Genomic DNA, 21,137 nt, shown 5'->3' on the forward strand with positions numbered 1-21,137 from the left:
CGCTAAATGCAAAAAATTTTTCAACCGGTGTTTTTTTACCCACCAGGGGCTGAAAGAGCCAGTTTTTCGAGCCTTTCGAAGCCATAACGCTGTAAAACGGGCATTAATTGTACTGCCTGCTCAGTAATATCCATACAAAAAGCAAGATTACTGTCGGCGGACATGGCTTTCGGCGACTCATTTTCTAACAACCAGGCGGTACGCCGGGCAATCGCTGCACCGGAATCCACTAAACGGGTACCCGGCGGTAAAACCTGCTGCAGCTCTTCATTCAACAAAGGAAAATGCGTGCAGCCCAGGATTACCGTGTCTGGCGGCTCCTTCATCCGCAACCACGGCTGCAATATACGCCTTACCTCATCCAGCGGCACCGATTTACCCTGCAATTTCGCTTCCGCCAGCTCAACCAACTCGGCCGAACCTAACATTTCGGTTTTGCATTCACTGGCAAAACGCGCCACCAGCTCATGAGTATAAGGACGCTTCACCGTGCCGCGGGTGGCCAGCAGGCCAACAACGCCGTTACGAGTCAGGCGGGCAGCAGGTTTGATCGCAGGGACAACGCCCACGACCGGGAAGTCGAAGCGCTCACGCAGAGCTGGAAGCGTAACCGTGCTGGCAGAGTTGCAGGCGATAACCACCAGCGCCAGCGGATAATGGTGGGTAACAGCAGTAACAATCTCGACCACGCGATCAACGATAAACTCTTCACTTTTCTCCCCGTAAGGAAAAGCAACGTTATCGAAGGCGTAGATATAATGAAGATCCGGCAGCAACTGCCGGATTTCGTCATAGACAGAAAGCCCACCGACACCAGAGTCAAAGACCAGTACGGTGGGACGTTCCTCAGAAGGTGTAACTGCCGCTGAGGTAATACTCCCTTCCTGGAGTTTGATAGCCATAAACTGTCTCGTAATCTTTATCAAACAGGTTGGCTATTCTACCACGAACGGTCAGCTGGGATGTGACCGGATACGAAACGGCAAGATCCCACAGGCTCACACCGCCCAATTTAACGGTGCGGGTCGTGTAGGAGGAGTTGTAATCCTTATCATAACGATCGCCCAGGTACTGATAGCTGACAGACCAGTCGAAATCATAAATCGTGTAATCCAGCTGGTATTTCACCTGCTGTTTAGCACGACGCAGAAGGATCTCATTGCTATTGCCATCACGCGGGTCAACGTAGTCATAAGAAACGGTATGACTGAGCGGACCGGTATCGAATGATGCTGTCGCTTCCACGCCCTTAATGGTCGCTTTGTCGATATTGTAATAGCGGAAAGTGGTGGGATCGCTATCGATAAGATCATCAATATCGTTACGATAACCAGACAACCGCCAGTTAACCGGCCCGGTCAGGCCCTCGAAGCCGCCTTCCCACTGCTTACTTTTCTCCGGATCGAGGTCGCGGTTACCGTAAGTCGCACTGTATACCTGGCTCAGGTTAGGGGCTTTGAATGCTGTCCCGTAAGATGCAAAGACGCTGTAACCATCAACGAATTCCCATGATGCACTGGTCTGCCAGGTGTTATGCCAACCGAAGGTGTTGTTGTCGTCACCACGCACTGCACCTTCCAGCGTCACGCTACCCAGCTTCTGCTGCGCGGTGGCATACACACCGGTGTTGCGCTGCTCCTGGCCTTCACTGACGTAATTAGTGTTGGGTTCAGAGGTTTGCTTCTGCCAGTCAACCCCGGCGCTGACCGTGCCGTTGCCGACCGCTACGGTATTGCCCCATTGCAGGTTGTACTGCTCCACATCATCCAGCGTGGCCGGATCGGCATAGCGGCCCAGCCGCGGATCGTAGTTGTAATCTTTGGTATGACTGTAGCTGGCGATCAGCTGCGTTGACCAGATGTCACGATTGAAGCGCAGGCCGGTATCCCAGGTCTGGCTGTACAACTGGCGGGTATCCACCAGCGCGCCGGGCACGGTGTAGCTTAATGTACCGTCATAGGCCGTGCGGTTGTCATAACCATAGCCGCGCACAAAACCGCTTAACTCTTCATCGAACTGGTGTTCGACGGAGCCATACAGCGATTTACTCATAAAGCCGTCGCGGTCTTTCTGCGCCGGATCGCCATAAACATCCGGCAGATTCGCCACCACATCGTACCCTTTGGTGTAGGTATAGTTACCGGCCAGGGTTACACGAGTGTTTTTGCCAATCATCTGCTGGCTGGAACCATCATAGGACTGATAGCCATTAGAGCCTGCGCCCGCCGTCAGCGTGGTGCCTGGCTTATTCCGGCCGGTAATGATGTTAACCACGCCGCCAATCGCATCCGAACCATAAACAGCCGAACGCGCGCCCCGCACATATTCGATGCGCTGCACCAGAGAGATTGGGATCTGGCTCAAATCGGACGATCCACTGATCCCGGCCTGATTCAGCCGGATACCATCAATCAGGATCAGCACGTGGCTGGAGTTGGTGCCCCGAATAAACAGCGAGCTTTGCTGCCCTAATCCACCGTTTTGTGCGATGTCCACACCCGGCAAGCGGCGCATAACATCCGCCACGCTTTTGGACTGCCAGCGGTCAATCTCTTCACGGGTAACAACAGTGGTGGGTGCCAGAACGGAAGAAACAGGTTGAGCGAAACGGTTAGCGGTGGTGACCAGAGTGTTATCTGCGTCCTGTGCGAAGCCATTTTGCGCCCAGAGGGAGATCGCCGTTGCGCTAAACGCCACCAGCTTCGTTTTATTGGTTATCATGAACAAGCATCCAAAAAGTCATGCAGGATGCCGCAGGCATACAATCGATAGCACGCGATGATCGTACGAAGTGCGACGTAAAACCGGCAGGTCTTCGGGCTCGGAATCATTAAATGGTGAAAGACTTCCCATCTGGAGACAGTGTCTGTAAGCACTCACCATGACATTCCACACCGCTGCGCGTCAGCTCCAGCTTTACACTGGATTCCCTTTTAACTTACTGAAAGGCCGGAAAGCGCATCTTATGTTCAAAACTGACAGAAATCCAGACATCTGAATGTCCAAAACCATCCTGCGCCGGACAACGCTGGACATTGAGTGCCGAATCCCTACAATCGCCGGGCATTGAAGGCCTTCAACCTGAGGAAAGACCATGACGCCCGAACAGCTGCCGACCGAACAATACGATGCCCAACTCGGGGAGAAAGTCGCCCGTCTTGAGACGCTGATGACGCCTTTTGCCGCGCCAGAGGTTGAGGTGTTCCGTTCCCCGGTCAGCCATTACCGTATGCGGGCAGAATTCCGGATCTGGCACGATGGCGATGACCTTTACCACATCATTTTCGACCAGCAGACGCGCCAGCGTATTCGTGTGGACAGCTTCCCTGCTGCAAGCCCACTGATCAATCAGCTGATGCCCCGTCTGATCAACGCCCTACACGACAACCGCGCCCTGCGCCATAAGCTGTTCCAGATTGACTATCTCTCAACGATGAGCAATCAGGTTGTGGTTTCACTGCTCTATCATCGTGCCCTGACCGATGAATGGCAGCAGGCTGCAGCAGCCCTGCGGGATGAGCTGCGTGCGGAAGGGTTTGACCTGCATCTGATCGGCCGCGCCACCAAAACCAAAATCTGCCTGGATCGTGATTTTGTTGATGAATGTCTGCCGGTTGCCGGAAAAGAGATCATCTATCGCCAGGTGGAAAACAGCTTCACCCAGCCCAATGCGGCGATGAATATTCAGATGCTGGAGTGGGCGCTGGAAGTGACGAAAAACGCCAGTGGGGATTTGCTGGAACTCTACTGCGGCAACGGCAACTTCTCATTAGCACTGGCGCGTAACTTCAGGCGCGTGCTGGCGACCGAAATCGCCAAGCCCTCCGTCGCCTCGGCGCAGTACAATATTGCCGTAAACAATATCGATAATGTGCAAATCATCCGCATGGCGGCGGAGGAATTTACTCAGGCGATGAACGGCGAGCGCACCTTTAACCGGCTGGAAGGAATTGACCTGACGACCTATGAGTGCGAGACAATTTTTGTCGATCCGCCGCGCAGTGGCCTGGATGCCGAAACGGTGAAGATGGTGCAGGCTTACCCGTGCATCCTCTATATCTCCTGCAACCCGCAGACGCTGTGCGAGAACCTGGCTACTCTGTCAGAGACTCATGACGTAACCCGCCTGGCGCTGTTTGACCAGTTCCCCTATACCCATCATATGGAATGCGGCGTATTACTGACGCGGCGTTGATTAAAAGGGGCGACACCCGGTCGCCCCGCCCTACTCGCTTTTGCGGGAACGCAGCTTCAGAGCAATCCAGAACACCAGCGCCACCATCAGAATTGTCGGCACGAAATTAGAGCCTATATCCGGATATTCCGCCCGCACAATGGCGCTGTAAAGCAGGATGCCCAGCAGGAAAAACGCGGCGGCAATTGAAGGCATCCCGTCAGGCATTGAACGGTTCAGATAGCGCTGATGCAGACACCAGGCCGACAGTCCAAGCGCGATAAGGGGGAACACAGAAAACGGCACAAGAGAACTGAACAACACCGAAAACGATCCGTTAATCGATAACCCGGTGAGAAATGCCAGCAACAGTGTACCTTTGTCCCGGCCAGTAGCTAAACTCATGTTTGATCACCTTTAATCCTGGGATTCCAGCGTAACCGCCAGCCTCTCCTGTTCACGTCGATACCAGTAATAAGCCCCTTTAGAAATCATCCGCAACTGCAGCACCAGGCGCTCTTCCAGCTGGCGACGCTGATCGGCATCGATATCCAGCGCTTCTGCACCGGCGTTAAAGACGATAATCACCATCGCTTCCGCTTGAGCTTCGGTAAAGCTGCGCGGCATACGGTTTTCAATCTCGAGGTAATCCGCCAGTTCGGCGATAAAATGTTGGATCTCGCGGGCGACAGCAGCACGAAACGCAGCCGATGTCCCGGAACGTTCCCGCAGCAACAGGCGGAAAGCGTTAGGGTTGTTACCAATGAATTCCATAAAGGTGGAGACCGAAGTCTTGATCACGCTGCCGCCTTTGGCGATACGCTGACGAGCCTGGCGCATCAACTGACGCAGCATCAGACCACTTTCATCCACCATGGTCAGCCCTAATTCATCTACATCACGAAAATGACGGTAGAATGACGTTGGCGCGATCCCGGCTTCCCGGGCAACTTCTCTCAGGCTGAGGCTGGCAAAACTCCGCTCGGCACTTAGCTGACTAAATGCCGCTTCAATCAGCGAACGCCGTGTCCGTTCTTTTTGCTGCGCTCTGACGCCCATGTTTGTGCCTGTTTTACCTGCCAGAAAGGCACTATAACAAAAATTTCAGCGTACAGTTGCATCAACTTTGTGACGGCCTGTTAACCTCACGCTTTGTCAAATGATGGCAAAAAAGCCTGATAGAATTGGGAAGTGGTCAGCAAGATGTTAGAATCTCGTTGAAAAATTGTATTAGAAATAGGGCGTATTAGTATGCAACAGTCTTATGATTACGACGCCATTGTGATTGGATCAGGCCCTGGCGGTGAAGGTGCGGCCATGGGTTTGGTCAAACAAGGTGCCCGCATTGCGGTTATTGAGCGCTATCACAACATCGGCGGCGGTTGTACACATTGGGGAACCATCCCATCGAAAGCACTACGTCACGCAGTCAGCCGTATTATCGAGTTTAATCAGAACCCTCTTTACAGTGACCACACGCGCCTTCTGCGCTCTTCCTTCGCGGATATCCTTAACCACACAGAAAACGTGATCAGCCAGCAGACGCGCATGCGTCAGGGCTTTTACGAGCGTAACCGCTGTGAGCTGTATCAGGGTGATGCGCGCTTCGTCGATGCGAATACCATTGAAATTGAATCGCATGACGGCACGGTTGAGCGTCTGACCGCTGAGAAATTTGTTATTGCCTGTGGCTCGCGCCCTTATCACCCTGCCGATGTGGACTTTACTCATCCGCGCATTTACGACAGCGACTCAATCCTTAACCTGCACCATGAACCGGGCCATGTCATTATCTATGGTGCCGGGGTTATCGGCTGTGAGTATGCTTCCATCTTCCGTGGTCTGAACGTCAAGGTCGACCTGATCAACACCCGCGATCACCTGCTGGCGTTCCTCGATCAGGAGATTTCGGACTCGCTCTCTTACCACTTCTGGAATAGCGGCGTGGTTATCCGCCACAACGAAGAGTTTGAGAAGATTGAAGGCGTCAGCGATGGCGTGATCATGCACCTGAAATCCGGCAAAAAGGTAAAAGCAGACTGTCTGCTGTACGCCAACGGCCGTACCGGGAATACCGATTCTCTGTCGCTGCAAAATGTCGGGCTGGAAGCTGACGGCCGTGGCCTGCTGAAGGTCAACAGCATGTATCAGACCGCACAGCCGCATATCTATGCGGTGGGTGACGTGATTGGCTATCCAAGCCTGGCCTCAGCCGCCTACGATCAGGGGCGCATTGCTGCGCAGGCGCTGATTAAAGGTGAAGCGAACGCGCATCTGATTGAGGACATTCCGACCGGGATTTATACCATTCCGGAAATCAGTTCTGTCGGCAAAACCGAACAGCAGCTGACGGCGATGAAAGTGCCTTATGAAGTGGGTCGCGCGCAGTTCAAACATCTGGCGCGTGCGCAGATTGTCGGGATGAATGTGGGCAGCCTGAAGATCCTCTTCCACCGTGAAACGAAAGAGATCCTGGGGATTCACTGCTTTGGTGAGCGTGCTGCGGAGATTATCCATATCGGTCAGGCCATCATGGAGCAGAAAAACGGCGGCAACACGATTGAGTACTTCGTGAATACCACCTTTAACTACCCGACGATGGCCGAAGCCTACCGCGTGGCGGCGTTGAACGGCTTAAACCGCCTGTTTTAATCCGGTGCCCATATAGGCCTGCATGTGGATACGAATTGCCTCTGCCAGCTGCTCATAGCGGCTACGCAGCGGCGATCCCGGACGATAAACCAGCGCGATGGTTCTCTGTGGCTCTGGCTTGTAGCAGGGCAGATAGCAGACGCCATCACGCACCCGCTCTTTCGGCACCGCCAGAGCAGGTAACAGCGTGATACCACTTCCTGCAGCAACCATGTTACGCAGCGTCTCCAGACTGGTGGCGCGGAAATGCGTATCTTCTTCAGCGCCCGCCTGAAAACAGAAGCCCATTGCCTGATCGCGCAGGCAGTGACCATCTTCAAGCATCAGCAGCTTTTCACCGGCCAGATCGGACATCGGCACACGGTCGCGGTCATGCCATGGGTGATCCTGATAAATCGCCAGCTTCATCGGCTCGTCAAACAGCGGCACTTCGATAAAGGCCTCAGACTCTTTCACCAGCGCCAGAATGGCACAGTCCAGCTTGCCGCTGTCCAGCTGGGCCAGCAGCTGCTGCGTCTGCGCTTCATGCAGGTACATTTCCAGTTTCGGGAACGTCTTGTGCAGCGACGGGACAATCTGCGGCAGCAGGTACGGCCCGACCGTTGGGATCAGCCCAATGTGCAGCGGTCCGGACATCGCTTCGCCCTGCTGGCTGGCCATCTCCTTCAGCACTTTCACTTCCCGCAGGACGGTGCGGGCCTGATCGACCAGCAGCAAGCCAGCCTGAGTAAACAGCACCTTACGGCTGGTACGCTCCAGCAGCATCACGCCGAGTTCGTCTTCCAGTTTGCGGATCTGGCCACTTAAGGTGGGCTGACTGACATGACATGCATCCGCTGCTCGCCGAAAATGACGGTGCTCAGCCAGCGAAACCAGATACTCAAGATCACGAATGTTCATCTTATTCCTCCGAGCCACGATAGTTCGTGGCGATAGATAGGATAGCAATCAACGATTAGCCCTATCAAGCCCGGATGGCAATAATGTCCAACGTTCGGGAAATGAATCACTTTTTTCCCCTGATTAAGAGGTATTTTATGTTTGCAAGTCAGGAAGGTAAGTCCGTTCCACAGGTCACTTTTCATACCCGCCAGGGCGACAGCTGGGTAGACATTACGACTGATGAGCTGTTTAAAGACAAAACTGTCATCGTGTTTTCTTTGCCGGGCGCTTTCACCCCAACATGTTCATCAAGCCATCTGCCGCGTTACAACGAGCTGTCTGACGTTTTCAAAACACACGGCGTGGATAATATTCTGTGCATATCGGTGAACGACACTTTCGTCATGAATGCCTGGAAAGCCGATCAGCACGCCAACAACATCACCTTTATCCCTGATGGCAACGGCGACTTTACCCGTGGCATGGAGATGCTGGTTGAGAAAGCCGAGCTGGGCTTTGGTCCACGTTCATGGCGTTACTCCATGCTGGTTCGTAATGGCGTGGTGGAAAAAATGTTTGCAGAGCCGAATAAGCCGGGCGACCCGTTTGAAGTGTCTGATGCCGACACCATGCTGCGTTATCTGGCACCGGAATTTAAAGTGCAGGAGTCGGTCTCGCTGTTTACCAAGCCTGGCTGTTCGTTCTGCGCCAAAGCCAAACAGATGCTGCTGGATCGCGGTATTCAGTATGAAGAGATTGTGCTGGGTCAGGATGCCACCACCGTCAGCCTGCGTGCGGTTACCGGTCGTGCCACCGTGCCTCAGGTCTTTATCGGCGGGCGCCACATTGGTGGTAGCGACGATTTAGAAAAATTCTTTACAGCTTAAGCTGTGAGACAAGTGGGGAAAACACCTGCCTCGTTATTTACCTGCTAAATATAATAAAATCGAAACTTACTGGCGGCCCTGAAGGCCGCCTTTTTTTGATCAGGCCAGACGGTTTTTCGCGTCAGTGATCGCCAATGACACCTGGTGAGGCGATACGCCACCTTTGGCATTACGTTTGTCGAGGCAGGACTGCAGAGACAGGATCGGATAAACATCTTCCGCAATCACGCTGCTGAAGGCTTGCAGCTCTTCCAGCTTCAGCGCTTCCAGCGCCGCGCCTTTGTTAATCGCCGCGACCACCACTTCACCCACGATATGGTGAGCTTCACGGAACGGAACGCCCTTCGCCACCAGATAATCGGCCAGCTCGGTAGAGTTCGCGTAGCCCTGCTCTGCCGCTTCCTGGCAGCGCGGCCGCTTCACCTGAATGCCGTCCAGCACCAGCGCCGCCATATGCAGGCAGTCGGACCAGGTATCCAGCGCGTCAAACAGCCCTTCTTTGTCTTCCTGCATGTCCTTGTTGTACGCCAGCGGCAAACCTTTCAGCGTCATCATCATGCCGGTCAACGCACCCTGCACGCGGCCACACTTGCCGCGGATCAGCTCCAGCGCATCCGGATTTTTCTTCTGCGGCATCAGCGAGGAACCGGAAGTCACGCGGTCGGACAGCTCAACAAAACCAGCCTCACCGGTGTTAAAGAAAATCAGGTCTTCTGCGAAACGGGACAGATGAACCATGCCGATGGAAGCATCGGACAGCAGCTCCAGCACGTGGTCACGATCGGAAACGGTGTCCAGGCTGTTACGGGTTGCTGAGGCGAAACCTAACCAGTCCGCCAGCTGCTCACGGTCAATCTCATAGGCTGTACCGGCCAGCGCGCCACATCCCAGCGGGCTGACGTCCAGACGCTTCAACGTATCCTGCAGGCGGCTCTCATCACGCGCCAGCATCTCAACATAAGCCAGGCACCAGTGTGCAAACGTCACCGGCTGAGCACGCTGCAGGTGGGTATAACCCGGCATCACGGCATCCTGGTTCGCTTCCGCAGTAGCCACCAGCGCCTGCTGCAACTGGCGGGTGGCAATCAGCAATTCACTGACCTGCGCCTTACACCAGAGCTTCAGATCGGTAGCGACCTGATCGTTACGGCTGCGACCGGTGTGCAGCTTTTTACCCAGGGCGCCGACTTTCTCAATCAGGCGCCCTTCAACATAACTGTGAATATCTTCCGCATCGCTTTCAAGGATCTGCTGCGGATTAGCGCGCACTTCCTCCAGCAATACGTTCAGCGCGCCTTCCAGCTGCTGCTGCTCTCCATCTGTCAGAACATTGACCGTCACCAGCGCTTTGGACCAGGCAACGGATCCGACGATATCCTGCTCTGCCAGACGATAGTCGAAGCGCAGCGAGTCGTTAAATTGTTTGAAACGTTGATCTGCTGCCTGAGTAAACCGTCCACCCCAAAGTGCCATGTCAGTGCTCCATTTATTCGTTTAGTGAATCATGTCTGTAAAAAAGGCGGAATGAATTCCGCCTCTGCAGATTTTCGAACCGGACTTATTTCTTTTCGTTCAGCGCGCGAATGCGTGAAGAAAGAGAGAACAGGCGGATAAAGCCACCCGCGTGACGATGATCGTACACTTCGTCTTCGCCGAAGGTGGCGAACTCTTCAGAGTACAGGCTGTTGGCTGATTTTTTCTGGATTGCCGTGGCCTGGCCTTTATACAGCTGCAGCACCACTTCGCCGTTCACTTCTGCGGCCAGAGACTCGGCAGCAGCCTGAATGGACTTACGCAGCGGCGCAAACCAGCGACCATCGTAAACCACGTAGGACATTTCATGGCCCAACTGCTCACGCCATTTGAAGCTGTCGCGGTCCAGCACGAGCTGCTCAACGGCACGCAGTGCGTTAACCATGATGGTGCCACCAGGGGTCTCGTAGCAGCCACGGGACTTGATGCCCACCAGACGGTTTTCCACGATATCGATACGGCCCACGCCGTGTTTCGCACCAATCGCGTTCAGTTTTTCCAGACACTGGTACGGGCTGAGCTTCTCGCCGTTCACTGCCACCACGCGGCCTTTCTCTACGGAAACGGTCACCTGCTCTGGCTGGTCCGGTGCTTCCAGCGGGTCAACGGTCCACACCCAGCAATCTTTGTTCGGGGCATTCGATGGGCTTTCCAGCACGCCACCTTCGGTGGAGATATGCCAGGCGTTTTCGTCACGGCTGTAAATTTTTTCCAGCGAGGCAGTGGTAGGAATGTTGCGCTCTTTCAGATAGTCCAGCAGCGCTTCACGCGAACGCAGGTTCCACTCACGCCATGGCGCGACCACTTTCAGCTGTGGAGCCAGTGCGGTGTAGGTGGTTTCGAAACGCACCTGATCGTTACCTTTACCGGTCGCACCGTGGCACAGCGCATCCGCGCCCACTTTCAGCGCCAGTTCAACCTGGGCTTTAGCGATAATAGGACGCGCCATTGAGGTGCCCAGCAGGTAGGTCCCTTCATAGAGTGCGCCAGTCTGCAGCACCGGATAGACATATTCGCTGATAAACTCTTCGCGCAGGTCGACAACGTGGCATTCAGATGCGCCGGACTGCAGAGCTTTCTGCTCAACGCCTTCCAGATCGCCACGCTCCTGGCCGATATCCGCCACGAAAGCGACCACTTCACAGCCGCCGTAATTCTCTTTCAGCCATGGAATGATGGCTGAAGTATCCAGACCGCCGGAGTAGGCGAGAACGATTTTTTTGATGCTTTTGTCTTGCATTGTCTTTTCCTTGAACCGGTTAAGCGAGGATCCGGGTGCCAATCGACACGCCATTAAAAAGGGTTGGCAGCTGTTCGGCATGACGCCAGCTGGCGATATCTACCGGACGGCCCAGCGTACGGGCAGCGTCCAGAGCAGCATTCACTTTAACAATCATACCGTCGGTAATAATACCCTGAGCGATCAGCTGCTCGGCTTTCGCCGCAGTCATCTCTTCAATGCGCTGGCCTTTACCGTCCAGAATTCCGCTGACGTCTGACAGCAGGATCAGGTCAGCGCCCAGGGTGGATGCCAGCGCCGTCGCGGCCTGGTCGGCGTTGACGTTCATTAACTTACCGTCCTGAGTGATGCCGATGGAGCTGATGACCGGCAGGAAGCCGGCCGTCAGCAGGGTATTGAGCAGTACCGGGGAACCCGGAGTCGCCAGACCAACGTGGCCCAGCTCTTCGTCAAACGACTCAACGTTGACGCTGCCGCCATCGCCGAGGCACAGGCCAACGGCATCAATACCGTGCTTTTTCGACCAGGCCAGCAGCGTTTTGTTCGCCGTACCTGCCAGCGCACCAGTGATGATGTCAATCTGATCGGCAGGCGTCACGCGCAGACCGTTTTTCTTTTTCACCGGCAGTGCGAGCTTCTTCATCAGCTCATCAACCAGGCAGCCACCGCCGTGCACGATCAACAGCGGGCGCTGATGGGATTCACGATAAGTGACCAGCGCTGAGAACAGGCGCTCCAGCGCCTCTTCACTGTCCAGCAGCACGCCGCCAAGTTTGATGATTAAGGGATTGGTCATTTGATTACTCGCTGATTAAATAAGTGACTGGGTTTCCGGGAAACCGAAACGAATATTCAGGCACTGAACGGCCTGCGAGGAAGCACCCTTCAGAAGGTTATCTTCCGCAGAGACGACGATCAGATGCTCGCCCTTCACCGCAAAACCGATATCACAGAACGGCAGGCCCACCACACCTTTGATTGACGGCACGCCTTTGTCATAGACGCGCACCAGCGGTTTGTCGTGGTAGGCGTTATGGAACGCTTCTGCCACGTCATCGTGGGTAACACCCGCTTTGAGGCGGCAGGTGGTGGTCGCCAGAATGCCGCGAGGAAAATTGCCCAGGTGCGGAGTGAAGATCACCGGAATACCCAGATGCGCGGAAATTTCAGGCTGGTGACGGTGAGTGAAGATGCCATAAGGCTGCAGGCTCACTTCACAGAAGCTGGTGCCCATTGCCGCTTTACGCCCTGCTCCACTCACGCCACTGGTGGCGTTGATCACCGGCCACTGGCTATCGTTCAGCAGGTTTGCTTCAATCAGCGGCTTCAGTGCCAGCTGCGCGGCAGTCGGGTAGCAGCCCGGCACGGCAATCAGCTGCGCTTCTTTGATTTTATCCTGCTGCCATTCGGCCAGGCCGTAAACGGCTTTGTCCAGCCAGTCCTGATGCTGATGGGGAAAACCGTAATTGTCGGTGAAGAAGCTCTGTTCGTTGACGCGGAAGGCAGCGGAGAGATCGAACACCACGCAGCCAGCGGCCAGGAACTCCGGCGCCAGATCGTGGCTCACCTCATGGGCCGTTGCCAGAAAGACCACGTCAACTTGCTCCGCAAACTGAGCCGCGCGGCTCAATGGCTGCAGCGGCATATCGACAATACCTTTCAGCTGCGGATGGAGGTCAGAAAGTAATTTTCCTGCGTCAGGGCTTTGCGCTGAAACCGCTAAAGCGGTTATGTTCACCTGTGGATGGCGATTCAGGATCGTAGCGAGCTCTACGCCAGCATAGCCACTGGCACCAACAATCAGCGTATTCAACATCAGACTGACTACCTTTTTACGGTCTAAAGAATTCGGGTTGCAGCTACAAAGCTGTGCTCCCACGCATTGGCGCTGGATTTGCCGGAAATTTACGGTTTCCATCCGCACGCCGTTAATGTATTTTTATTCACTATTAATGCATGAATATTGATACTATCCTAACCCAAGGACTGTCAACAGTGAAGACAAAATTACCGCCTTTTATCGAGCTTTACCGTGAGTTGATTGCCACACCGTCGATCAGCGCAACCGATGCCGCCATCGACCAGAGTAATGAAACTTTAATCAATTTGCTGGCTGGCTGGTTTCGCGACCTGGGCTTCACCGTTGAAGTGCAGCCAGTACCCGGCACGCGCCATAAATTCAATATGCTCGCCAAAACCGGCAGCGGTGCTGGCGGCCTGCTGCTGGCCGGTCATACCGATACCGTACCGTATGACGACGGTCGCTGGACGCGCGACCCCTTCACGCTGACCGAGCACGAGAACAAGCTATACGGGCTGGGCACGGCCGACATGAAAGGTTTCTTTGCTTTTATCTTAGATACCCTGCGTGATGTTGACGTGGCAAAACTGGAAAAACCGCTTTATATCCTGGCTACCGCAGATGAAGAGACGACGATGGCCGGTGCGAAATATTTCTCGGAAAGTACCGCTATCCGCCCTGACTGCGCCATCATTGGCGAGCCAACTTCTCTGAAGCCGGTTCGCGCTCATAAAGGGCATCTTTCCCAGTCAATCCGTATTCAGGGCCAGTCCGGCCACTCCAGCGATCCGGCACGCGGCGTGAATGCCATCGAGCTGATGCACGAGTCTATTACCCAATTGATGGGCCTGCGCAATACGCTGAAAGAGCGCTATCACCACGAGGGCTTCGCCATCCCCTATCCGACCATGAACTTTGGTCATATCAACGGTGGTGATGCGCCAAACCGTATCTGTGCCTGCTGTGAGCTGTATATGGATATCCGCCCGCTGCCGGGCCTTTCACTGAACGATCTGGAAGGGTTACTGAACAGCGCATTAGCGCCAGTCAGCGAACGCTGGCCTGGCCGCCTGACGGTGGGTGAACTGCATCCGCCGATCCCGGGTTACGAATGCCCGCCGGATCATCAACTGGTGAAAGTGGTGGAGAAACTTCTGGGAACCGAGACGGAAGTGGTGAACTACTGTACTGAGGCGCCGTTTATTCAGGAACTGTGTCCAACACTGGTTTTGGGTCCAGGTTCAATCAATCAGGCCCACCAGCCGGATGAATATATTGATACCGCCTTTATAAAACCTACCCGCGAGCTGATTGCTCAGGTCGTGCATCATTTTTGTCACCACTGAATGACATTCGGGGCATTCGGCTGTGAAAACAGCAGCTTGCCCCGGCATTATTCCGTCTTTGATGATAAGAATAACTTATCTCGCTTCGCTGTTATTAAATTTCATAAATTCCCGTTAGTTAGCCACAGGATAAGGCAAATTCAAGGCAATTGACGAACGGGAGTATACGTGGCTAGATAAAAGGCGAAGTTATGCCGGCGACGGTGAAATAATGACAAAACAAGAAGGGTGTCAGGGGTCATATGAACGAACAATATTCCGCAATGCGAAGTAATGTCAGTATGCTCGGCAAACTGCTCGGGGATACGATTAAGGATGCGCTTGGAGAGAACATCCTCGATCGGGTGGAAACCATCCGTAAACTCTCGAAGTCATCACGTGCGGGAAATGACGCCCACCGTAAAGAATTGCTGTCAACGCTGCAAAATCTCTCCAATGATGAGCTTTTGCCCGTTGCCCGCGCCTTCAGCCAGTTTCTTAATCTGACGAATGTCGCCGAGCAGTACCACACCATTTCACCGAAAGGCGAAGGCGCTAACCAGCCGGAAATGCTGGCCAGAACCTTCGAGCGTCTGAAGCAGCAGCCCGAACTGACGGAAGAGAAAATCCGTGATGCGATAGAGTCGCTCTCCCTGGAGCTGGTGCTGACGGCTCACCCGACCGAAATTACCCGCCGCACGCTGATCCACAAGCTGGTCGAGGTGAATAACTGCCTGAAGCAGCTCGACCACAACGATCTGTCTGACTATGACCGTTCGCAGATTATGCGCCGCCTTCGCCAGCTGGTTGCTCAGGCCTGGCACACTGATGAAATCCGTAAATACCGCCCTTCCCCGATCGACGAAGCGAAATGGGGCTTTGCGGTGGTGGAAAACAGCCTGTGGGAAGGCGTGCCGAACTTCCTGCGTGAGCTGAACGAGCAGGTAGAAGCCTCTTTTGGCGTGAAGCTGCCGGTGGATTTCGTTCCGGTGCAGTTCACTTCCTGGATGGGCGGCGACCGCGATGGCAACCCAAACGTTACCGCGAAAATCACCCGCCATGTTTTACAGCTGAGCCGCTGGAAAGCGACAGACCTGTTCCTGCGTGATATTGCCGTGCTGGTTTCCGAACTTTCTATGTCGGAATGCACGCCGGAAGTCCGCGAGCTGTGCGGCAATCCGGAAGCGCTGGAACCCTATCGTGAGATCATGAAAAAGCTGCGCAGCCAGCTGATGAGCACTCAGACCTATCTTGAGCAGCGTCTGAAAGGTGAACGCCTGCCGCGCCCGGCCGACCTTCTGATCTCCAATGACCAGCTGTGGGATCCGCTGTATGCCTGCTATCAGTCACTGCAGGCCTGTGGCATGGGCATCATCGCTAACGGTCAGCTGCTGGATACGTTGCGCCGCGTGAAGTGCTTTGGCGTGCCGCTGGTGCGTATCGATATCCGTCAGGAAAGCACCCGCCACACCGAGGCCATTGCTGAGATCACCCGCTATCTGGGCCTGGGCGACTATGAACGCTGGTCTGAGGCTGACAAACAAGCCTTTCTTATCCGCGAGCTGAATTCCAAGCGCCCCCTGCTGCCGCGCAACTGGGAGCCGGGTCCGGAGACGCAGGAAGTGCTGGATACCTGCCGCGTAGCCGCCGAAGTGCCGAAAGGCTCAATTGCCGCCTACGTGATCTCCATGGCGAAAACGCCTTCTGACGTGCTGGCCGTGCATCTGCTGCTGAAAGAAGCGGGCATTCCGTTTGCCATGCCGGTCGCACCGCTGTTTGAGACGCTGGATGACCTGAACAACGCCAACGACGTGATGAGCCAGCTGCTGAGCATTGACTGGTATCGCGGCTTTATCCAGGGCAAACAGATGGTGATGATTGGCTATTCTGACTCGGCGAAAGATGCCGGGGTGATGGCCGCCAGCTGGGCGCAGTATCAGGCTCAGGATGCGCTGATCAAAACCTGTGAGAAAGCGGGTATCGCGCTGACGCTGTTCCACGGGCGTGGCGGCACCATTGGTCGTGGCGGTGCGCCTGCGCATGCTGCGCTGTTGTCACAGCCGCCAGGCAGCCTGAAGGGCGGCCTGCGTGTGACCGAGCAGGGTGAGATGATCCGCTTCAAATACGGCCTGCCGGAAGTGACCATCGCCAGCCTGTCGCTGTATACCGGAGCCATTCTCGAAGCCAACCTGCTGCCACCGCCAGAGCCGAAGCCAGAGTGGTGCGGCATTATGGATCAGCTGTCGAAAGACTCCTGCGACATGTATCGCGGCTACGTGCGCGAAAACGCTGACTTCGTGCCTTACTTCCGTTTGGCCACGCCAGAACAGGAGCTGGGCAAACTGCCGCTGGGTTCCCGTCCGGCCAAGCGTCGCCCAACAGGTGGCGTTGAGTCGCTTCGTGCCATCCCGTGGATCTTTGCCTGGACGCAGAACCGCCTGATGCTGCCCGCCTGGCTGGGCGCAGGCGCGGCGCTGCAGAGCGCGATGGCGGCAGGACATCAGGATCAGCTGGAAGCGATGTGCCGCGACTGGCCGTTCTTCTCCACCCGTCTGGGGATGCTGGAGATGGTGTTCTCAAAGGCTGACCTGTGGCTGGCGGAGTATTACGACCAGCGCCTGGTGGATCAGTCGCTGTGGCCGCTGGGCAAGAAGCTGCGCGATCAGCTGGATTCCGACATCAAAGCTATTCTGACCATTGCGAACGATGCACACCTGATGGCCGATCAGCCGTGGATCGCGGAGTCTATCGCCCTGCGTAACGTCTACACCGACCCGCTGAACGTGCTGCAGGCCGAATTGCTGCATCGCTCCCGCCAGCAGGAAGCCATCGGCGGCGAACCGGATGGCCGCGTTGAGCAGGCGCTGATGGTCACCATCGCCGGTGTCGCAGCGGGTATGCGTAATACGGGTTAATCATGAAAAAGCCCGGTCTGCCACACTGGCAGCCGGGCTGATTTTCACTGCTCATCGGGCATTAAAAACTCTCTTGCCACGCGGTATACAGCAGGGAATTATCCAGCTGCAACGCATCCATCGGGATCATCTCTCCTTTCGCCACATCGTGCGTCAGCACTTTATTAGACAACAAATAATAAGGCGCTAACCCTGCGGCATCCGCTTTCGGCAGTAAACGGGCACTTACCGCTTCAATGGTGTGGTGATGCCCTCCCATCTCCAGCAGCTCCCCTTTTTTCAGATCCCGTTCGGCATAGCCGGTCATCACGGCGTGAATGGCCTGATCGACCGCGCCGGAAGCACGCTGATGTAACACGGCCGAGAAGATGCTGTGCGGCGACTCCAGGCCCATGATGTGATAAGGCAGATAGATACAGGCATACTTGCGGCTGCGGCTGACCACGTGTCCTTTCCCGGCCAGCATCTCCCAGGTTTCATCATCCTTGCAGCGAACAATCACAAATACACCGCCGCCAAAACTCACTTCATCATCGCGGCGCAGGCAGTTAAAAACATCCACAACGCCGGTACGTTTCAGAATGCCGCCGTCTGATTCAGGGATGAAAATATCGGCCAGCTCGCTGATATGGCAAAGCGGATAGCTGAGCGCATCACAGGCAGGGATAAAGCCAGACGAGTTAGCCACCACGTTCATTTCACAGTAATCCGGTGTGGCACTCAGCGGCAATGATGACAGCAGGCTTTTACGATGCTGCAACGTGGCCTTGACATCGTCGCCCAGCGCCCAGTGTTCAGCCAGTTCAGGCACATTCAGGATTTTACCGCTGTAGTCCAGCACGCCGCTTTGCGTTGACCAGACATAGTCATATTCGCTGGATTTACCGGCAGCCACAATGTCAAAGCCCAGCACCTTCGCCCAAGTGATCAGGCCCAGCAGATTAGCAGGCTGATCGCCATCGACGGTGGTGTACACGGCGTTATGTTGCAGTGCCAGCTTGTTCAGCCACGGGCCGGCAACGGAGTCAGTTTCTTTACTGACCATTCCCACATGTACGCCCCTTTTCAGGGCGTTAACGGCAATCTGTACGCTAATTTCCGGTTTACCGGTCGCCTCAATCACCATATCCAGTGACAGCGCATCAAGATGGGTAAAATCATCAATAATTACCGGCTTGCCGGCAGACCGGGCAGTTGCAGCTTCATTTGCTGACTGACAAATCTCGGCATCCTGGCAGAAATTCAGCTCCTTCAGCAGCGCCTGAGTACCCGCAGTGTTGATATCACACAGCGCCACCACTTCCAGCGACGGGATCTCCCGGCATTGCACCAGAAACGAACGACCAAACCCACCACTGGCTCCGGTAATCGCAATACGAATGCGACGGCTTTTCAGGGCATCAAACAGCAGTTCATAATTCATGATAATTCCTCAAATATACGTCGCTTAACCTACGATCGCATTCAGCATAAGAACAAAAATCAGACCCAGAATGGACAGAAACGACACCAGCAGTGTCCAGCTCTTTAACGTTTCAGCCACGGTCAGTTGAAAATACTCTTTGAACAGCCAGAAGCCGGAGTCGTTAACGTGGGACAGCATCAGGCCGCCAGTACTGGTTGCCAGTACCAGCAATTCCAGGTTGACGCCGCTGTGGGCCGCCAGTGGAGCCACAATCCCTGCGGTGGTCACCACAGCAACCGTTGCGGAACCAATCGCAATACGGATCAGGGCCGCGACCAGCCATGCCAGCACCAGCGGTGAAATATTCCAGTGCATGGCGGAATCGGCAATCAGCGTACTGACGTGGGTCGCCAGCAGCATCTCTTTCAGGCCGCCACCGGCACCGAGGATCAGGATGATGGCTGCACAAGGTCCCAGGCATTTGCCCAACATTTTTTGCAGCTGTTGCATGGTGTAGCCGCAGCGAACGCCCAGCGCATAGAGAGCAAACAGCACGGCGATCAGCAGAGAAACGATCGGGTCACCGATGGTATTCAGCAACTCTGCAAACATGCTGTGCGGTTCCACCAGATTTTTTGCCAGCGTCCGACACATCATCAGGATCGGCGGCAGCAGAATGGTCAACATAGCCAGAGTAAAAGATGGACTGCGTTTTGCCTCCTTTTTCGGTTGCGAACTGTCCTCCTGCGAGACGCTGAAATCCTGACGGCGCAAATCAGGGAAGTATTTCATCACAAACCAGGTAAATACCGGGCCGGAGAGCAGTACCATCGGCACGGCAAGCAGCAGACCATAAAACATCGATTTACCTGCATCTGCGCCGTAGGTGGTCATTGCCAGCGTGGGGGCAGGATGGGGCAGCAGCAGCCCATGCGCCACGTACAGCCCGGCAGCCATCGGGATACCAATTCGCATTAACTGGCTGCGCGTACTGCGGGCGATGGCATAAACCAGTGGCACCAGCATCACAAAGCTGACATCAAACAGATGCGGCAGCCCAATAATTAACGCCGCTATGCAGATAGTCAGCGGGATCAGGCGTACCGATCCCAGACGAATAAAGGTTGTGGCAATTTTGTCTGCGCCGCCAGACTCCAGCAGCAGCCCACCCAGCATGGTCCCCAGGCCAACCACCAGTCCGGTGGAACCCAGTACACCGCCAAATCCCTTCTCAAAGCTTTTAATAGTTTGCGTTGGCGTCAGACCTGCTGCCACACCCAGAAAACCTGCTGAAATAATTAATGCCAGAAACGGATGGAATTTAAATTTCGTAATCAGAATAATGAGAATAGCAATCGCACTGATCAGCGCGATAAACTGACTGAGGTCAAAATGCATAGGGCCTCCGGGTATGTTTTTTACATACCTCATTGTTTATATAATTCAGCATAAAATTTAACGTTAATACATCAGGGTTCAGAAGTGTTTTTCATTCACATTATTTTTTATCCTTATCTTCAGAAAATGCGTCAACCTGGTGCAACCGGATATTTATTTTACTTAAGCTCTGTAATATTTCCGGCGGCAATTGGTCATCACAGATGATATCGTCCATTTGCCCGAGTGGGCAGATGTGGAACATGCCATGCTTACCGTATTTGCTGCTGTCAGAAACCAGAACATTACGTCGGGAAGAGGTCAGAACGGCCTTTTTCACTAACATTTTCCCCTCATCTGGCGTAGTCACGCCATGAACCACGTCCCAGGAACTGGAGCTGATAAACGCGATATCAATCATGTATTCACGAATAAATTGCGCGGCGCTGTGACCTACACAAGATCGGTTGCGAATATCAATTTTTCCGCCAGTATGGAAAATATCCACATGGGGCATAGTCATTAAAAAATCAGCGATGGTGAAATCATTGGTAATAATCACCACCTTTTTAAACTTATTCGCCACGCAGCGGGCGATTTCATAGGTAGTGGTGCCAGCATCAAGGTAAATAACCTTACCTGAATCCACAAATGTTTCTGCAACCTGGCCGATTTTCCTTTTTACCTTATGATGAAGCATCGCTTTTTCAACATAAGGCAATTCCTGAACCAGCATCTCATTTAATTTCGCCCCCCCGCTTATGAGCGTGACTTTTCCCTCATTTTCCATCTCTTTAAGATCGCGTCGGATGGTCATGTGGGAAACACCCAGCAGCCTGACCAGCTCACCAATAGCAACATGGGCATGTTGGTGCAGGTGGCTGTAAATAAACGTACGGCGTTCATCAGGCAACATGGTGGATGCTCTCCTGGTCTTTCAGCAACA

17 protein-coding genes and 1 riboswitch are annotated in these 21,137 nt (G+C 54.5%); of the genes, 5 read left to right on the top strand and 12 right to left on the bottom strand.

From position 1 onward, the window contains the following. Nucleotides 1–35 precede the first annotated feature (35 nt). Together murI and btuB are read right to left on the bottom strand one after the other, a co-directional pair. Nucleotides 36–902: a glutamate racemase gene (gene murI / locus GSQ70_RS08990; protein ID WP_158782211.1), complete on the bottom strand. Its 867-nt coding sequence runs from the start codon at nt 900–902 to the stop codon at nt 36–38. Next, on the bottom strand, nt 847–2,721 hold the full coding sequence (btuB, locus tag GSQ70_RS08995) for a TonB-dependent vitamin B12 receptor BtuB (RefSeq protein WP_158782212.1): 1,875 nt from the start codon (nt 2,719–2,721) through the stop codon (nt 847–849). The genes murI and btuB overlap by 56 nt, the downstream gene beginning before the upstream one ends. A gap of 67 nt (nt 2,722–2,788) precedes the next feature. Then, nucleotides 2,789–2,969, bottom strand: a riboswitch (cobalamin riboswitch). Nucleotides 2,970–3,094: 125 nt separating this feature from the next. On the opposite strand from btuB, the gene trmA reads away from it, so the two are divergent. Next, the gene (gene trmA, locus GSQ70_RS09000; protein WP_158782213.1) at nt 3,095–4,195 is read left to right on the top strand and encodes a tRNA (uridine(54)-C5)-methyltransferase TrmA; all 1,101 of its coding nucleotides are present in this window, start codon (nt 3,095–3,097) and stop codon (nt 4,193–4,195) included. 30 nt (nt 4,196–4,225) lie between these two features. On the opposite strand, the gene GSQ70_RS09005 is transcribed toward trmA, so the two are convergent. Together GSQ70_RS09005 and fabR are read right to left on the bottom strand one after the other, a co-directional pair. Then, nucleotides 4,226–4,579, bottom strand: coding sequence for a YijD family membrane protein (locus tag GSQ70_RS09005; RefSeq protein WP_158782214.1), 354 nt, complete (start codon nt 4,577–4,579; stop codon nt 4,226–4,228). A gap of 12 nt (nt 4,580–4,591) precedes the next feature. Continuing rightward, nucleotides 4,592–5,233 (bottom strand): HTH-type transcriptional repressor FabR, encoded by a 642-nt coding sequence (fabR, locus tag GSQ70_RS09010; RefSeq protein ID WP_158782215.1) that lies wholly within the window; start codon nt 5,231–5,233, stop codon nt 4,592–4,594. Nucleotides 5,234–5,425: 192 nt separating this feature from the next. On the opposite strand from fabR, the gene sthA reads away from it, so the two are divergent. Further along, complete coding sequence (gene sthA, locus GSQ70_RS09015; protein WP_158782216.1) at nt 5,426–6,826, top strand: Si-specific NAD(P)(+) transhydrogenase; 1,401 nt, start codon at nt 5,426–5,428, stop codon at nt 6,824–6,826. Here the strand turns inward: sthA and oxyR are convergent. Continuing rightward, nucleotides 6,809–7,726 carry a DNA-binding transcriptional regulator OxyR gene (oxyR, locus tag GSQ70_RS09020; RefSeq protein ID WP_158782217.1) on the bottom strand — a complete coding sequence of 306 codons (918 nt, stop codon included), beginning with the start codon at nt 7,724–7,726 and terminating at the stop codon, nt 6,809–6,811. The genes sthA and oxyR overlap by 18 nt on opposite strands. 137 nt (nt 7,727–7,863) lie before the next feature. Between oxyR and GSQ70_RS09025 the strand changes: the two genes are divergently transcribed. Continuing rightward, complete coding sequence (locus GSQ70_RS09025; protein WP_158782218.1) at nt 7,864–8,595, top strand: glutathione peroxidase; 732 nt, start codon at nt 7,864–7,866, stop codon at nt 8,593–8,595. A 99-nt stretch (nt 8,596–8,694) separates the two neighbouring features. Here GSQ70_RS09025 and argH read toward each other — a convergent pair whose 3' ends face one another. From argH to argC, 4 genes are all read right to left on the bottom strand, one after another. Continuing rightward, nucleotides 8,695–10,068: an argininosuccinate lyase gene (argH, locus tag GSQ70_RS09030; RefSeq protein WP_158782219.1), complete on the bottom strand. Its 1,374-nt coding sequence runs from the start codon at nt 10,066–10,068 to the stop codon at nt 8,695–8,697. A gap of 85 nt (nt 10,069–10,153) precedes the next feature. Beyond that, entirely contained in the window at nt 10,154–11,368 is a 1,215-nt protein-coding gene (locus GSQ70_RS09035; protein WP_158782220.1) for an argininosuccinate synthase, read from the bottom strand. Between the two features lie 19 nt (nt 11,369–11,387). After that, the gene (gene argB, locus GSQ70_RS09040) at nt 11,388–12,164 is read right to left on the bottom strand and encodes an acetylglutamate kinase (protein ID WP_158782221.1); all 777 of its coding nucleotides are present in this window, start codon (nt 12,162–12,164) and stop codon (nt 11,388–11,390) included. Nucleotides 12,165–12,179: 15 nt separating this feature from the next. Continuing rightward, nucleotides 12,180–13,184, bottom strand: coding sequence for an N-acetyl-gamma-glutamyl-phosphate reductase (argC, locus tag GSQ70_RS09045; RefSeq protein ID WP_158782222.1), 1,005 nt, complete (start codon nt 13,182–13,184; stop codon nt 12,180–12,182). A 179-nt stretch (nt 13,185–13,363) separates the two neighbouring features. Between argC and argE the strand changes: the two genes are divergently transcribed. Together argE and ppc are read left to right on the top strand one after the other, a co-directional pair. After that, complete coding sequence (gene argE / locus GSQ70_RS09050) at nt 13,364–14,515, top strand: acetylornithine deacetylase (protein ID WP_158782223.1); 1,152 nt, start codon at nt 13,364–13,366, stop codon at nt 14,513–14,515. Nucleotides 14,516–14,757: 242 nt separating this feature from the next. Next, the gene (ppc, locus tag GSQ70_RS09055; RefSeq protein ID WP_158782224.1) at nt 14,758–17,409 is read left to right on the top strand and encodes a phosphoenolpyruvate carboxylase; all 2,652 of its coding nucleotides are present in this window, start codon (nt 14,758–14,760) and stop codon (nt 17,407–17,409) included. Between the two features lie 61 nt (nt 17,410–17,470). On the opposite strand, the gene GSQ70_RS09060 is transcribed toward ppc, so the two are convergent. The 3 genes from GSQ70_RS09060 to GSQ70_RS09070 form a co-directional block, all read right to left on the bottom strand. Further along, nucleotides 17,471–18,832, bottom strand: coding sequence for a homoserine dehydrogenase (locus tag GSQ70_RS09060; RefSeq protein WP_158782225.1), 1,362 nt, complete (start codon nt 18,830–18,832; stop codon nt 17,471–17,473). A gap of 24 nt (nt 18,833–18,856) precedes the next feature. Further along, nucleotides 18,857–20,212, bottom strand: coding sequence for a gluconate:H+ symporter (locus GSQ70_RS09065; protein ID WP_158782226.1), 1,356 nt, complete (start codon nt 20,210–20,212; stop codon nt 18,857–18,859). Nucleotides 20,213–20,312: 100 nt separating this feature from the next. Further along, on the bottom strand, nt 20,313–21,107 hold the full coding sequence (locus GSQ70_RS09070; protein ID WP_158782227.1) for a DeoR/GlpR family DNA-binding transcription regulator: 795 nt from the start codon (nt 21,105–21,107) through the stop codon (nt 20,313–20,315). Nucleotides 21,108–21,137: the final 30 nt, after the last annotated feature.

It is taken from the genome of Pantoea sp. BAV 3049, assembly GCF_009765445.1.
GTDB lineage: Bacteria > Pseudomonadota > Gammaproteobacteria > Enterobacterales > Enterobacteriaceae > Erwinia.

What these genes read in the sequence shown, in the direction of transcription:
- murI (WP_158782211.1), bottom strand. Translation starts at nt 902, where the DNA reads ATGGCTATCAAACTCCAGGAAGGGAGTATTACCTCAGCGGCAGTTACA.
- btuB (WP_158782212.1), bottom strand. Translation starts at nt 2,721, where the DNA reads ATGATAACCAATAAAACGAAGCTGGTGGCGTTTAGCGCAACGGCGATC.
- trmA (WP_158782213.1), top strand. Translation starts at nt 3,095, where the DNA reads ATGACGCCCGAACAGCTGCCGACCGAACAATACGATGCCCAACTCGGG.
- GSQ70_RS09005 (WP_158782214.1), bottom strand. Translation starts at nt 4,579, where the DNA reads ATGAGTTTAGCTACTGGCCGGGACAAAGGTACACTGTTGCTGGCATTT.
- fabR (WP_158782215.1), bottom strand. Translation starts at nt 5,233, where the DNA reads ATGGGCGTCAGAGCGCAGCAAAAAGAACGGACACGGCGTTCGCTGATT.
- sthA (WP_158782216.1), top strand. Translation starts at nt 5,426, where the DNA reads ATGCAACAGTCTTATGATTACGACGCCATTGTGATTGGATCAGGCCCT.
- oxyR (WP_158782217.1), bottom strand. Translation starts at nt 7,726, where the DNA reads ATGAACATTCGTGATCTTGAGTATCTGGTTTCGCTGGCTGAGCACCGT.
- GSQ70_RS09025 (WP_158782218.1), top strand. Translation starts at nt 7,864, where the DNA reads ATGTTTGCAAGTCAGGAAGGTAAGTCCGTTCCACAGGTCACTTTTCAT.
- argH (WP_158782219.1), bottom strand. Translation starts at nt 10,068, where the DNA reads ATGGCACTTTGGGGTGGACGGTTTACTCAGGCAGCAGATCAACGTTTC.
- GSQ70_RS09035 (WP_158782220.1), bottom strand. Translation starts at nt 11,368, where the DNA reads ATGCAAGACAAAAGCATCAAAAAAATCGTTCTCGCCTACTCCGGCGGT.
- argB (WP_158782221.1), bottom strand. Translation starts at nt 12,164, where the DNA reads ATGACCAATCCCTTAATCATCAAACTTGGCGGCGTGCTGCTGGACAGT.
- argC (WP_158782222.1), bottom strand. Translation starts at nt 13,184, where the DNA reads ATGTTGAATACGCTGATTGTTGGTGCCAGTGGCTATGCTGGCGTAGAG.
- ppc (WP_158782224.1), top strand. Translation starts at nt 14,758, where the DNA reads ATGAACGAACAATATTCCGCAATGCGAAGTAATGTCAGTATGCTCGGC.
- GSQ70_RS09060 (WP_158782225.1), bottom strand. Translation starts at nt 18,832, where the DNA reads ATGAATTATGAACTGCTGTTTGATGCCCTGAAAAGCCGTCGCATTCGT.
- GSQ70_RS09065 (WP_158782226.1), bottom strand. Translation starts at nt 20,212, where the DNA reads ATGCATTTTGACCTCAGTCAGTTTATCGCGCTGATCAGTGCGATTGCT.
- GSQ70_RS09070 (WP_158782227.1), bottom strand. Translation starts at nt 21,107, where the DNA reads ATGTTGCCTGATGAACGCCGTACGTTTATTTACAGCCACCTGCACCAA.